At 46.5% G+C, this 13,556-nt stretch carries 11 protein-coding genes; 9 read left to right on the top strand and 2 right to left on the bottom strand.

Translation table 11 applies throughout. The features are described from left to right. Window positions 1-48: 48 nt before the first annotated feature. From typA to RMO55_RS15525, 5 genes are all read left to right on the top strand, one after another. Window positions 49-1,839: a translational GTPase TypA gene (gene typA / locus RMO55_RS15545; RefSeq protein WP_310427904.1), complete on the top strand. Its 1,791-nt coding sequence runs from the start codon at window positions 49-51 to the stop codon at window positions 1,837-1,839. 86 nt (window positions 1,840-1,925) lie between these two features. Further along, window positions 1,926-2,390, top strand: a complete 465-nt coding sequence (locus RMO55_RS15540) for a tryptophan-rich sensory protein (RefSeq protein WP_310427903.1) — start codon at window positions 1,926-1,928, stop codon at window positions 2,388-2,390. Window positions 2,391-2,504: 114 nt separating this feature from the next. Further along, window positions 2,505-2,993 (top strand): DUF4079 domain-containing protein, encoded by a 489-nt coding sequence (locus RMO55_RS15535; protein ID WP_310427901.1) that lies wholly within the window; start codon window positions 2,505-2,507, stop codon window positions 2,991-2,993. Window positions 2,994-3,087: 94 nt separating this feature from the next. Next, the gene (locus RMO55_RS15530; RefSeq protein WP_310427899.1) at window positions 3,088-3,720 is read left to right on the top strand and encodes a phycobiliprotein lyase; all 633 of its coding nucleotides are present in this window, start codon (window positions 3,088-3,090) and stop codon (window positions 3,718-3,720) included. Window positions 3,721-3,911: 191 nt separating this feature from the next. Further along, window positions 3,912-6,482, top strand: coding sequence for a polynucleotide kinase-phosphatase (locus RMO55_RS15525; protein WP_310427897.1), 2,571 nt, complete (start codon window positions 3,912-3,914; stop codon window positions 6,480-6,482). Window positions 6,483-6,660: 178 nt separating this feature from the next. Here the strand turns inward: RMO55_RS15525 and ilvB are convergent, their stop codons facing one another. Further along, window positions 6,661-8,478 (bottom strand): biosynthetic-type acetolactate synthase large subunit, encoded by a 1,818-nt coding sequence (ilvB, locus tag RMO55_RS15520; protein ID WP_310427906.1) that lies wholly within the window; start codon window positions 8,476-8,478, stop codon window positions 6,661-6,663. 203 nt (window positions 8,479-8,681) lie between these two features. Here ilvB and RMO55_RS15515 point away from each other — a divergent pair, with 203 nt between their 5' ends. After that, window positions 8,682-8,885, top strand: a complete 204-nt coding sequence (locus RMO55_RS15515; protein ID WP_310427895.1) for a hypothetical protein — start codon at window positions 8,682-8,684, stop codon at window positions 8,883-8,885. On the opposite strand, the gene RMO55_RS15510 is transcribed toward RMO55_RS15515, so the two are convergent. After that, the gene (locus RMO55_RS15510) at window positions 8,854-9,531 is read right to left on the bottom strand and encodes a MotA/TolQ/ExbB proton channel family protein (protein WP_310427894.1); all 678 of its coding nucleotides are present in this window, start codon (window positions 9,529-9,531) and stop codon (window positions 8,854-8,856) included. The genes RMO55_RS15515 and RMO55_RS15510 overlap by 32 nt on opposite strands. A gap of 123 nt (window positions 9,532-9,654) precedes the next feature. Here RMO55_RS15510 and RMO55_RS15505 point away from each other — a divergent pair, with 123 nt between their 5' ends. The 3 genes from RMO55_RS15505 to RMO55_RS15495 form a co-directional block, all read left to right on the top strand. Then, window positions 9,655-10,599 (top strand): PhnD/SsuA/transferrin family substrate-binding protein, encoded by a 945-nt coding sequence (locus RMO55_RS15505; protein WP_310427892.1) that lies wholly within the window; start codon window positions 9,655-9,657, stop codon window positions 10,597-10,599. Between the two features lie 83 nt (window positions 10,600-10,682). Further along, the gene (locus RMO55_RS15500; protein WP_310427891.1) at window positions 10,683-11,999 is read left to right on the top strand and encodes a serine/threonine-protein kinase; all 1,317 of its coding nucleotides are present in this window, start codon (window positions 10,683-10,685) and stop codon (window positions 11,997-11,999) included. Between the two features lie 117 nt (window positions 12,000-12,116). Then, a partial coding sequence (locus RMO55_RS15495; RefSeq protein WP_310427890.1) for a bifunctional cobalt-precorrin 5A hydrolase/precorrin-3B C(17)-methyltransferase occupies window positions 12,117-13,556 on the top strand: 1,440 nt, incomplete at its 3' end.

Here is a 13,556-nt window from a genome sequence, read left to right as displayed (position 1 = left end):
TTTTAGTAAATCTCGATCGAGACAATTAGAGTTCTAACTCCACAATTTATGAGTATTCCCATTCGTAACGTAGCCATCATCGCTCACGTAGATCACGGTAAAACCACCCTTGTTGATGCACTTTTGAAACAATCCGGTGTTTTCCGCGAAGGGGAAGAAGTGCCTATTTGTGTGATGGATTCCAACGATATCGAACGCGAACGTGGTATCACAATTTTATCTAAGAATACCGCAGTCAAGTATAAAGACACGTTAATTAACATTATCGATACCCCTGGACACGCCGACTTTGGTGGTGAAGTCGAGCGCGTACTGGGCATGGTTGATGGCTGCATCCTGATTGTGGATGCCAATGAAGGCCCAATGCCTCAAACTCGGTTCGTACTCAAGAAAGCCCTAGAGAAGGGTTTACGCCCGATTGTCGTTGTCAATAAGATCGATCGAGAGTTAGCATCACCCCACGCCGCAGTGGACAAAGTGTTAGACTTATTTCTCGAACTCGGTGCGGATGACGATCAATGCGATTTCCCTCACCTGTTTGCTTCCGGTATGGCTGGCTATGCCCAGAACGACATGGAAACCAAAGGTACCGACATGGTACCAATGTTTGAGGCGATCTTACGGCACGTTCCACCTCCAGTTGGAGATGCTGACAAGCCGTTACAACTGCAAGTAACCACCCTCGATTATTCCGATTATCTGGGACGGATTGTAATTGGTAAGATTCATAACGGCACCATTACTATGGGTCAGCAAGCCGCTTTAATCAAAGAAGATGGTTCGATCGTCAAAACACGGATCACTAAACTCTTAGGCTTCGATGGCTTGAAACGGGTCGAAATTCCTAGCGCGACTGCTGGTAATATCGTTGCGGTAACAGGTTTTGCAGATGCCAACATCGGTGAAACGATCACCTGTCCCACTGAGCCAATGGCTCTACCAATGATCAAAGTAGACGAACCTACTTTGCAGATGACTTTCTGCGTCAATGATTCACCATTCGCTGGTACTGAAGGTAAGAGCGTTACCTCTCGCCAAGTTCGCGACAGACTCTTCCGTGAATTGGAAACTAACGTGGCTCTGCGCGTTGAAGAAACCGACGAAGCCGATAAATTTGCAGTAGCTGGGCGGGGAGAACTTCACTTAGGTATTCTGATTGAGAATATGCGCCGTGAAGGATTTGAATTCCAAGTATCCCAGCCTCAAGTAATTTACCGTGAAGTTGGCGGTCAAAAATGCGAACCATTTGAATTGCTCGCATTAGATGTGCCCGAAGAAGCTGTCGGTAGTTGTATCGAACGTCTCGGTCAGCGCAAGGGCGAAATGCAAGATATGGTGGTAGGAGCAAACGGACGTTCTAACCTCGAATTCGTCGTTCCTGCTCGTGGTTTAATTGGTTTCCGAGGTGAATTCATGCGGATGACTCGCGGTGCAGGGATTATGAATCACAGTTTCCTCGAATATCGTCCAACTTGTGGAGATATCTCGGCTCGTCGGAATGGTGTACTGATTTCCTTTGAGGAAGGTACCGCTACTGACTACGCGCTGATGGGTGCGGAAGATCGTGGTACATTCTTTATCAAGCCTGGAACCAAGGTTTATAAAGGCATGATTGTTGGCGAAAATAACCGTCCGCAGGATCTAGAATTGAACATCTGTAAGAGCAAACAATTAACCAACCACCGCGCCTCTGGTGGGGAAGAATTGGTACAGCTCAAAACACCGATCGATATGACTCTAGAACGCGCTCTAGAATATATCAATGGTGATGAATTAGTAGAAGTTACGCCACAATCAATCCGGTTGCGGAAAATCACTAAAAAATTAGCCAGACGCTAAATTAGCAACTGATTGATTTTAAGCATGAAAGAGTCCGCAGGTGCGGACTTTTTCATATACTTCCTATCTTCTACCCCCTAATTTTCATGATTAAATCCTGGCTGATAATTGGCATTGTCACTGTATTAGTTGCATTTGTGCTAGCACGACTGAATACAGCCGAAGGATATCGCTGGTTCAATCGCCAACGTCGTCCTCAATGGTTGACATTCGAGCGATTAATTCCGGCAATTTGGTCGGCAATTTTAATCTGTGGTGCATGGTCGGCTTATCTGGTTTGGGAGGCAGCTTCAACCAAAAGTCAGCCTTGGGGACTGATGGCGTTATATCTGCTCTTAGAGGTGGTAATTATGGCTTATACACCCTCAATGTTTTTGTTTAAGAGTCTGAGGGTCGGCACGATTATCGGTGCGGTAGGCTGGTTTATCGGCGCAGTCCTGGCAACATTGGTATTGCCCATCTCGACGATGGCAATGATTCTATTAATACCATATCTAATCTGGAGTCCGATCGGCACCTATGTAACTTGGGTGATGGAAGGGTTGAATTAGGTTTTAGGTTTTAGGTTTTAGGCTCGATCTCCTGTTAATTCCCTAACACCTAAACCCCTAACCCCTTGTACAATAGCGATCAAACCAATTTTTAAAGAGCAGACTACAGGTATCATGGGTGAAAATTTAGCACAATTATTAGAACCGATCGCGAGTCAATTTCGCGCACTCAATCTCCCCGAACCGCTCACCCACTGGGGACATCCCTTCTTTATGAGCATCGTGATGTTTGCGATGGGCGGATATGGTGCTTATGCTGGCTGGAAAGGGCGATTATTGACAGCGACAGATGTTGACGCAGCGATTAAAAATAAGACCGATCATAAAAAGATTATGCCAGTGATGTTTGGCTTTATGGCGATCGGTGCAACTGGCGGGATCTTATCTTTAGTCATCCAAAAACATGAGGTGATGGCAAGTCCTCATTTCTTGACAGCAACAATTGTCTTGACTTTTTTAGCCATTAATAGCTTAATTTCTGGTACGGGATTTGGTGGCAATAACCCAGGATTGCGTAAGTTTCATGCTTATTTTGGTAGCACTATTATGGGCATGATGGTCATCCACGCGCTGATGGGATTAAAATTAGGTTTGTCGTTCTAAACTAACAAATCCTGACACATTCCCGACTTCTTGAAGAAGTCGGGAATCCTAAATCGAAATTGATAAAAATTATATTTGGAATAGTTGTCATCAAATGTTAGAAATTCAAGACTTTTTTTCAGCTTGTGTCGGCAATTGGAAAACCGAGCGAACTTATCATTACCCACTTCAAAACGAAGTAGAACGTTCTTATACAGAATTTAAAGTAGGTGGATTAAGTCTAGTGGAAAAATCTCAAATTTCTTCAGCTTTTCTGCCAGTAGGTACGATGTCAGAAACAGAGGAGATCGATCGATTTCCAGGATTTAGAATCGGATTCGATACCGTATCCGAAAAAGGCGAGCGAGTTGCGATGAATCTTAAAGCTTTATTCATACCAGATCGGGCGATCTTGAATCCAAATCTCTTGGCTAAAGATCCGCTTGCGCCAGCGACTCCGCTAGCGGCTGAAATGCTTGATAGCACAGAGATAGTTAGGGGTTTGTATCTGCGGGATGAGGGCTATTCGGAGACTGGCGCAATTACTGGTCGATTTACTTATCTACCCAGTCGGCAAACACTCGAACTAGTGACATATTACAGTCGATCGGTAGCAGTAGACCAACTCCGCTTAATTTCTCCCATTTCTCGCCTACGGACGATTGTAACCTATCAACGTCCCCAACCAGGTGAAGTACCAACGGTAATTAATTTAGTTGGGTTCGGGCTGGAACAGAAATCACTGTAAGGAAAAGATCGTTGTTATGAGGTAGATTGTGTGGACGGAGAGTCGGAAATGTTAGCTTAAATATGGGATATTGGTTGGTAAATATCTATGAGTATTACTACTTGTAGATAGTCGATACTGCGTATCATGTGTAAAGCTACTGACGATGTATCGATGTTGTGAGATCGCAACGAGAATTAAGATAATCAAATATGAAATTAACTATCCCCGAACTGTCTTTAGTTGTCCTCATCGGTGCATCCGGTTCGGGTAAATCGTCCTTTGCTCGTAAACATTTTCTCGCTACAGAAATTATCTCATCTGACTACTGTCGATCGATCGTTTGCGATGATGAAACCAATCAAGCTGCGACGAATGATGCGTTTGAATTGCTCCACTATATTGTTGCCAAACGGCTCAAGGCTGGTAGATTGACGGTTGTCGATGCGACGAATGTGAAACCAGAAGATCGCAAACCATTATTGCAATTAGCCAAAGATTATCATTGTTTTGCCGTGACGATCGCGTTTAATCTCCCTGCTCAATTATGTCACGATCGCAATCAACAGCGCGAAAATAGAGACTTTGGCATCCACGTTGTCAAACGACATACCGAAAATCTTAAACGATCGCTACGGCATCTAGACAGAGAATTTCGCTACGTCCATGTTCTGTCGAATGTTGAAGATATTACCAACGTCGAAATCGTCCGTCAACCGCTGTGGCATAATCGTAAGACCGAACATGGGCCATTCGATATCATCGGCGATATTCACGGTTGCTGCGATGAGCTAGAAGTCTTGCTGGCTAAATTGGGTTACGAACCACATTTAGAACCTCAACCACCATGCTGGGATTTTCCGACTTATAAACATCCTACCGGACGACAGGTGATGTTTGTCGGCGATTTGGTCGATCGCGGAATGCGGAATCTCGACTCTGTAAAACTCGCCCGCAATATGGTGACGGCGGGGAGTGCCATGTGCATCTGTGGCAATCATGAATTCAAACTACTGCGCTATTTACGTGGTAAAAATGTCAAACTCAATCATGGTTTTGAGCTGACAGTCGCTGAAATTGAAGCCATTCCCGAACCGCTCCAAACCGAATTTCGCGGCGAACTAGCAAAATTTATCGATTCCCTCATCAGTCACTATCTCTTCGATGATGGCAAACTAGTAATTGCTCATGCTGGACTCAAAGAAGAGCTACAAGGGCGCACTTCTGGTCACGTCCGCTCTTTTGCCATGTACGGCGAAACAACAGGCGAGATCGACGAATATGGGCTACCTGTGAGATCGAATTGGGCGCGAGAATATCGGGGGATGGCGACAGTGGTTTATGGACATGTGCCCGTAATGGAAGCGGAATGGTTGAATAATACGATCGATATCGATACTGGCTGTGTATTTGGCGGTAAGCTGACGGCGTTGAAATATCCAGAGCGAGAGATCGTCCAAGTACCTGCGGCAAAGGTATATTATGAACCAATGAAACCCCTAGATCCACCCGTTGGCGAACGCACTGCCCAGCAAGAGGATGATGATAGCCTAGATATTGCCGATGTTTTGGGCAAACGGTTTATTAATACTCGCCTCCAGCCTAATCTTACAATTGGAGCAGATCGATCGATCGCCGCGCTCGAAGTCATGAGTCGCTTCGCCGCCAATCCCAAATGGTTGATTTATCTCCCGCCAACAATGTCCCCCGTGGCGACTTCCAGACTACCAGGATATCTAGAATATCCCACCGAAGCCTTCGATTATTACCGGATGTTCGGCATTAACGAAGTCGTGTGCGAAGAAAAACACATGGGTTCGCGGGCTGTAGTCATTATCTGTCGCGATGAAGCCGCCGTCGCAAAAAGGTTTGGGATTACTGGTGAAGGGATTGGCATCTGTTATACCCGCACAGGGCGCAGATTTTTCGACAATCCCACCCTCGAAGCCGAAATATTAGAGCGCGTTCGCGCCGCCCTCACTGGATGTGATTTCTGGCACCGCTTAGAGACTGACTGGGCGTGTTTCGACTGCGAGTTGATGCCCTGGTCAGCCAAAGCTCAAGGCTTGCTACGCGGTCAATATGCCCCCGTCGGCGCAGCGGCAAGTCATGCCTTAGATTATGCTAGCAAACTATATCAACAAGCACTCGATCGAGGTGTCGCTGTCGCTCCCCAACTCGATAAATTACAGATTCGATCGACTATGGCACACAAATATGTCGAAGCCTATCGTCGTTACTGCTGGAATGTAAATTCGATTGATGATTTCAAGCTCGCACCCTTCCATCTGATGGCAACAGAGGGGGTAGTACATACCGACAAAAACCATATTTGGCACATGAACCAAATCGCCCAAATCTGTCAGTCGGAGCCTATCCTCCTCGCCACCACCCATCGCACCGTCAATCTCCTAGACAAAGCTGCAGTTACAGCCGCCACTCAATGGTGGGAATCATTAACCCAAGCTGGCGGCGAGGGAATAGTCGTCAAACCGATGCGGTTTGTTAATGCTGGTAGCAAAGGTTTAATTCAACCCGCCGTCAAATGTCGCGGTTCTGAATATCTACGGATTATTTATGGTCCCGAATACGATTTACCCGAACATCTAGACAGGCTGCGCCAGCGGGGTTTGGGTGCGAAGCGCAATCTGGCTTTGCGGGAATTTGCTTTGGGGGTGGAGGCGTTAGATCGGTTTGTGGCTAAGTTACCGTTACGTCAGGTGCATGAATGCGTATTCGGCGTATTAGCATTAGAAAGCGAACCAATCGACCCTCGACTTTAAATCGAGTCGATTCAATTCGATCAAACTTTTAGATACGATCCAAACACATGCCGAGGGAACCTCGGCATGTGTTTGGATCGAGACAGCGCAACCTTGCCGCGAGACAGCAGCGCAGTATGATCGGGAAAACCGACCATACAATTGCGACAAGATAAGATATTGTTCCTACCCTCATGTCTTACTGTTCGCTACCGCATTCGGGACAGAACTTATGTTTCACAGCATGAATCGTGCCGCAATTACCACAGTGAATTGATAATGCGCCAGAACTCGAACGCTTAGGTTTAGCTAATCCCAACATTTCGGCGTTAGATTTGCCCGCTGCTACCATTGGGTAACAGTTTTCATTCCGTTTGACTTGGGCATTGAGTAAAACGGGGCCATCATGAGCTAACATGGCGGCGATCGCTGCTGGTAAGTTTTCGCGATTATCAATGGTCATCCCCTTGATGCCATAAGCTTGTGCTAACAGCATAAAATCGGGCTGGGAAGGGGCCATTTCGGAGGAAGAGTAGTTTTCCTTGTAAAAGGCTTCTTGCCACTGTCTGACCATGCCTTGCCAGCCATTGTTGATGATGACGATTTTGACGTTCAAGCCATAGTGTTTGAGGGTACCGAGTTCCTGAAGGTTCATCTGGAAACTAGCATCGCCACTGATACAGATAACTTGTTCGTTGGGGAGTGCCATTTGCGCGCCCATAGCTGCGGGTACACCAAATCCCATCGTTCCTAATCCAGCACTAGAAATCCAGTGACGGGGGAGGTTATTGAGGAATTGCGCCGCCCACATTTGATGTTGACCAACATCGGTTGTATAGTAAGCATCTGGAGCTTGACGACGACATTCGACGATGACTTCTTGGGGTGCCAATAAGCCGTCGTAGCTGGGTGCAACGAGAGGATTATCTACGCGCCAACCATCGATCGTTTCCAACCATGCTTTAGTCTGTTCGGCATTACCGCCTAAACCCAGTTCCCGCAACCGTTGGAGTAGTTGCAGTAGGACTTGTTTGATATCACCAACGATCGGGATATCTGGGGTGCGATTTTTGCCAACTTCGGCGGGATCGATGTCGATATGGATGACTTTAGCGGTGGAGGCAAATTCCTCTAATTTACCTGTGACTCGATCGTCAAATCTAGCTCCAACGGCGATTAAAAGGTCACAATCTGTTACCGCCCAGTTTGCATAAGCTGTACCATGCATTCCTAACATCCCAACTGATAGCGGATGCAGTTCGTTAAATGCACCTTTACCCATGAGGGTGGTAGTTACAGGGATTTGGAATAGTTCGGCTAGTTGTTTGACTTCTTCATGTGCGCTGGCAGAAATTGCGCCACCACCAACGTAGAGCAAAGGTTGACGACTTTTGGCGATCAGTTGAACTGCTTGGTTGATTTGACGGGGATTGCCCTTGACGGTAGGCTTGTAGCCAGGTAACTTGACGCTTCCAGGTGCGACGGGGGTGTAGTCGCACAGCATTGCACCCACGTCTTTGGGAATATCGATTAATACTGGGCCAGGACGACCGGAAGCGGCGATGTAGAAGGCTTCGGCGACAATTCGCGCCATGTCTGCGGGATTGCGAACTACATAGGAATGTTTGACAATGGGTAGGGTAATCCCATAGATATCTGTTTCCTGAAAAGCATCCGTACCGATCATATAACTGGGGACTTGTCCAGTCACAACGACCAACGGGATCGAGTCCATTTGCGCCGTGGCGATGCCTGTAACTAGATTTGTAGCTCCAGGGCCAGAAGTAGCAAAACAGACCCCTACCTGACCCGTAGCACGGGCATAGCCGTCAGCGGCATGTGCGGCACCCTGTTCGTGACGCACGAGGATATGTTTAATTTTACCTGCGGCTTCAAATCGATAAATCTCATCGTAGATGGGCAGAATTGCACCACCAGGATAGCCAAAAATATGTTTGGTTCCATGACGATAAAGGCTATCGAGGAGTGCGTAAGCCCCAGTCTGGGATTGAGCCATGACCGGAACGATCGGCGATGGCTGAATAGTTGCTACTTCAATGACACGTTGAGAGACCACGAATAAACCTCGTAAGTTTAGAGTTAAATATATATTTTTGAGTTACCGAACTCGAATCGACCTGCTGAGAGTGTCAATATTGACTCACATCTTACACCAGCAGCAAAATTCCCAGTGAAGTAGGGTCAAGGGTCGAGAATCAAGTGAAAGATAAGAGTTTAATTAATTGTCTATTATCTATCGATCGACGATCGCCGATCGATATATTTATTTTAAGTTTAGGCGATTGGATGTGCATGGATTCGATCGACGGATTCGATCGGCGACGGCGAGACGACGCTTGCCTCCACACTCACTTTCAACTTTCAACTATCCCTATGGCATCAATTCTGGATCTCCAGCGTTAATTGATTTACCTTTCGTATTAAGCCAATGCTCTCGGTATAGTAATTCTAGCTGATTTCCCGCACCGCGAAATAAGTTAATTTGACCGAAAATCAGACCTTGAAACAGCCGATAAAAGCCGAGGCTGACGATCGCCACGATCATCCCCGCAGCGGTAGAGTAAAGTGATTCACTAATCCCATCCGTCACATTACCTCCAGTCGCCGTGGTAATTGCATCGCCTAATTTCAAGCCTCGCAAAGAAGTAATCAAACCTAACACAGTGCCTAATAATCCGAGCAAAGGAGCAAGTGCGATAATTGACTCCAGTATTTTATCCCCCTTGCGCATGGTTGCGATCTCTTGCTCGGCAGATGCTTCGAGGGCGAGTTTAAATGTCTCTGGATCGGGATTCGTTCGTTTGAGTGGGGCATAGAGAAACCTACCGATGGGTTTGCGGTTGCGTTCCTGTTTAGCGATTTGAGCAGCGGTATCCCATTCGTCATTCGCACTGGCTTCTAGTACCCGCTCGATCAGTTCTTCTTCTTTCCTAGTGGTTTTAAACCAAAACCACAGCCGTTCCAAGATCGTTGCTATAGATAAAATTGATAATCCAAACAACGGTATCATTGTTATGCCACCTTTTTCAAATAGTTCTCTTGCATCCATAATCGAATAGTTGGGAGTTAATTATTACAATTTTGGTGTTCAATTTCTAGCAGTTAATCAAAATTGAGCCAAATATGTCTGAATCTACAGTAGAATCGGGCTTGTCAAACATATTTTGAAAATATGCGCTCGATCGCGAACCGTCGATTATTTCTAACTTGGTTGTTTTTATCAAGCTGTGGAGCTAGACGAGGCTTGAGCGGCGATAATTCCCGCACGAGCGAGCGAGTGCAATTGACGATTGGTACTCTCAGCTATGGCATGGTTGCCCAGACGGAAACCAATGGCGATGCCAACAATCGATACGATAGCATTAAACAGTATTTAGAAGAACAACTTCAGTCCCAAGTTCAAATCGAACCTGCTTTTAATGAAAACAAAGCACTAGAAAGGATCGCCGCCCAAGCATGGTCTCTGGTCTTCGCACCACCAGGATTAGCCGCAATTGCCATTTCTCAGTATCAGTATACAGCCCTGCTGCCGCTGGAAGGGATTAACAATATCCGTTCGATTTTGGTCGTCAAAAAGGATAGTACCTACCAAGATCTGCGATCTTTGACGGGGAAGAAACTGGCAATTGGTTTACCCGGTTCGGCAACTGGCTATTATTTTCCGCTCTACAATTTCTATGGTTTAACGCTCGCCGAACTAATTGTGTCCTCGACACCCAAAGCGATTTTAGAAGCTGTCGCTCGGGGTAGTGCGGATGTTGGCGCACTATCGCTGCAAGAGTTTAATACTTACAAAAGCGAAATCAAACAAGCCCAGTTGCGGATTTTGTTCGCCGATCCCCACCGAGTACCTCCAGGCGCAATCTTAGTCAGTCCGAATATCGATCTGAAAATGCAAGAGTCCATCCACCAACTCCTCAAAAATGCCCCTTCGACGATTGCCCAAGAAGCTGGTTTTATTCCTAATGGCACAGTGCCCGACTATCAGTATACGATTTCGGTAATCGATCGAGTCCGATCGATTTTTCCCGCAGACAAAGCTCAAACCGCTGCCTTACTCAGACAGAAACCAGTACGACTGTTCAAAGATAAGGATAAAGAGAAAGATAAGAAATAGGAAGGCTGAATAAATACCTAAAGTCATCCGTATATAATTGTAGAGGTGAGCTACCAAAATTACTAGTAGCAATCGAGGATAAGATGGTTGAGGATCGATTCTCCAACAAAAATAGCGCGTCAACGGATGAATCCTTTGCGCAAATTGTTTATGCCAAAGTCAAATCCAATGGCAAAACTGAATTAGTACCTCTAAAATTGCATGTTGATGGTTCCTGGGAACCGCTAGATCCGGCAATGTTTGCCGCGCCAGCAACTAGTGGGGGGAAAATTTTGTTGGCAAATCGGTACGAACTACAACGAATCTTAGGACAAGGTGGTTTCGGTCGAACTTATCTGACACTCGATCGATATCGCTTCAACGAACCATGTGTCGTCAAAGAGTTTCTCCCACAGCATCATGGCGATTATGAGGCTCAGAAGTCTCGCGAATTGTTCGAGCGAGAGGCTAAAATTCTCCATCAAATCGATCGCGCTCAGATTCCCAAATTTTTTGCTTGTTTTGAAGAAGACGAGAAGCTGTTTCTCGTCCAAGAATACATTAAAGGTCAGACTTATTCTAGCCTCTTGCGCGATCGCCAACAACAAGGTCAAACCTTCTCAGAATCAGAGATAATTAAATGGTTGAAAGACTTACTTCCGGTGTTGAGCTATCTTCACGATCGACAAATCGTTCATCGAGATATTTCGCTCGATAATATTATGCTGCAAGAGGGGACTCATTTGCCAGTACTAATCGACTTTGGGATCGGCAGATCTGCGATAGTTCAGGGCCGCAGTCAGGATATACATGGTACTCCAATTAGCTATCCTACCCAACAATCGATCGTCGGAAAAGTTGGTTATGCCCCCTACGAACAAATCTGGTTGGGACAAAGTTTTCCCAGTAGCGATTTATATTCCCTCGCCGTCACTGCGGTGGTAATGTTAACAGGCATCGAACCTCAAAGTCTGACAGATCGATCGTCCCTTAAAAGTAAATGGCAATTACACACTTCCGTCAGCGACGGGTTGGTAAAGATTCTCAATCGGATGTTGCAAGATCTTCCCGCCAACCGCTACCAATCTGCTGCGGCAGTTTTGACTGATGTGGAGCGGCTTACCATCAATCCCCAGACACAATTAAGCCAGCCAGTAGCGACTCCCTTGCCGATTACAACTCTAACTGCGGTACCAACATCTCCACAGCTTGAGATGCCAACAATTAATAATTTGACACCAGAATTTATTGCTCGGTGCGAAAAAGAGCTGATAAATTATATCGGACCAATTGGTAAATTTCTCGTCAAAACTACCCTCACTAAACATCCTAATTTGTCATCAGCCGATTTTATCACTCTCCTCGCACAGCACATCCCCCAACCAGTTCAAGCAAATGAATTTCGGAATAGTTTCCGGTAGATTGAGGATCTCAATCTAATTTTCAAGGTTTCAGGATGTTTGTCTCGATCTGTTTGCACGACAAATTCTCATCGAGATCGAGCGATAAGATAGGTAAAGACCGTCATTTGTTAAATCATGCTCGATAGTAGATCCATCCCGACAATTGTTGTCCTCAATCAAGTTAGCGTCTCCACCGCTCGTCAATTGATGACAGCTTTACCAGGATCGCAATTATACGGGTTAGCAGGTAGAACGACAGATGTCGATGCGATTTTTGCCAACTTTGGCGATACGGTGCGGCAATTATATCAAGATGGTGTGCCGATTATTGGGCTATGTGCAGCCGGAATTTTGATTCGGACTCTCGCACCAATCCTCACCGATAGCAAGACAGAACCGCCAGTTGTCGCGGTAGCTGCGGATGGAAGTGCTGTTGTACCCCTCTTGGGCGGCATGACAGGGGTAAACGATCTCGCCGAGCAAATTGCAGCGGTGTTAAATGTGCAGCCAGCTATTACCACTACAGGTAAAATTCAGTTTAATACCGTTCTGCCCGATCCTCCCACAGGCTATCGTCTGGCTAATCCCGAACATGTCAAAACTTTTATCGCTGACTTAATTGCGGGTGTCAGTGTGAGTTTAGATGGCGACGCATTGTGGTTGACTGCGAGCGATATCCCCTTTCGTGCGGATGGAAAACGCACGATCTTAGTCACCACACAGGCAATTTCTGGCAGTCCAGAAAAATTAGTCTATCATCCTACCAGCCTAGTCCTGGCGGTTACTGAACCCGATCGATTTAATGTCATGGGGTGGAGTGAAGTAATACTCGATCGACTCGCCACAGCCAATCTCGCCCTGGCTGGGGTAGCTTGTATCGCGATTCCCAAAACACCCGCTGGAGCCGCAATCGCTGGCATCGGTAACAGTTTAAATCTACCAATTCGCTTCGTTGATTCAGCACAATGGAATTCCAAGTTGACAGTAATTAATAACGATGAAAATTTAACGATCTTCAGTGCCACAGAACCGATCGATCCAACCTCGATCGGTCAAGCCCAAGGTAAACTAACTGTAGTCGGAACTGGCCCAGGTTCAGCACAATGGATGTCGCCACAAGTCCGAGCGACAATTCTAGCAGCAACCGATCTAGTCGGCTATCACACCTATTTAGACTTAGTTAAAGATTTAAGTGTCGGTAAAGAGTGTCACGGATCGGATAACCGAGTGGAACTCGATCGATCCAGATTAGCATTAGACTTAGCCGCCAGTGGTAAAAATGTCGTCGTCGTCTCCTCCGGCGATCCTGGGATCTTTGCAATGGCGGCGGCGGTATTAGAAGTACTCGACAACGAAGCCAAACCAGAATGGCAAACGATCGATCTCCAGATTAACCCAGGCATCTCCGCCATGCAAGCCGCCGCCGCCGCTATCGGTGCGCCGCTCGGACATGATTTCTGTGCGATTTCGCTTTCGGATATCCTCAAACCCTGGGAAGTAGTCGCCGCCAGGATTGCATCTGCTGCTGAAGCCGATTTTGCGATCGCCTTCTACAACCCGATTTCGAGCCAGAGG

Source organism: Chamaesiphon sp. VAR_48_metabat_135_sub, from assembly GCF_031418915.1.
Taxonomy (GTDB): Bacteria; Cyanobacteriota; Cyanobacteriia; order Cyanobacteriales; family Chamaesiphonaceae; genus Chamaesiphon.
Note: the sequence above shows the minus strand (reverse complement) of the source record. Positions and strands in the feature narration are given on the sequence as shown.

Bases quoted from the DNA above. Each gene is read 5' to 3' on its own strand.
- typA (WP_310427904.1), top strand. From the start codon at position 49: ATGAGTATTCCCATTCGTAACGTAGCCATCATCGCTCACGTAGATCAC.
- RMO55_RS15540 (WP_310427903.1), top strand. From the start codon at position 1,926: ATGATTAAATCCTGGCTGATAATTGGCATTGTCACTGTATTAGTTGCA.
- RMO55_RS15535 (WP_310427901.1), top strand. From the start codon at position 2,505: ATGGGTGAAAATTTAGCACAATTATTAGAACCGATCGCGAGTCAATTT.
- RMO55_RS15530 (WP_310427899.1), top strand. From the start codon at position 3,088: ATGTTAGAAATTCAAGACTTTTTTTCAGCTTGTGTCGGCAATTGGAAA.
- RMO55_RS15525 (WP_310427897.1), top strand. From the start codon at position 3,912: ATGAAATTAACTATCCCCGAACTGTCTTTAGTTGTCCTCATCGGTGCA.
- ilvB (WP_310427906.1), bottom strand. From the start codon at position 8,478: ATGGCTCAATCCCAGACTGGGGCTTACGCACTCCTCGATAGCCTTTAT.
- RMO55_RS15510 (WP_310427894.1), bottom strand. From the start codon at position 9,531: ATGGATGCAAGAGAACTATTTGAAAAAGGTGGCATAACAATGATACCG.
- RMO55_RS15505 (WP_310427892.1), top strand. From the start codon at position 9,655: ATGCGCTCGATCGCGAACCGTCGATTATTTCTAACTTGGTTGTTTTTA.
- RMO55_RS15500 (WP_310427891.1), top strand. From the start codon at position 10,683: ATGGTTGAGGATCGATTCTCCAACAAAAATAGCGCGTCAACGGATGAA.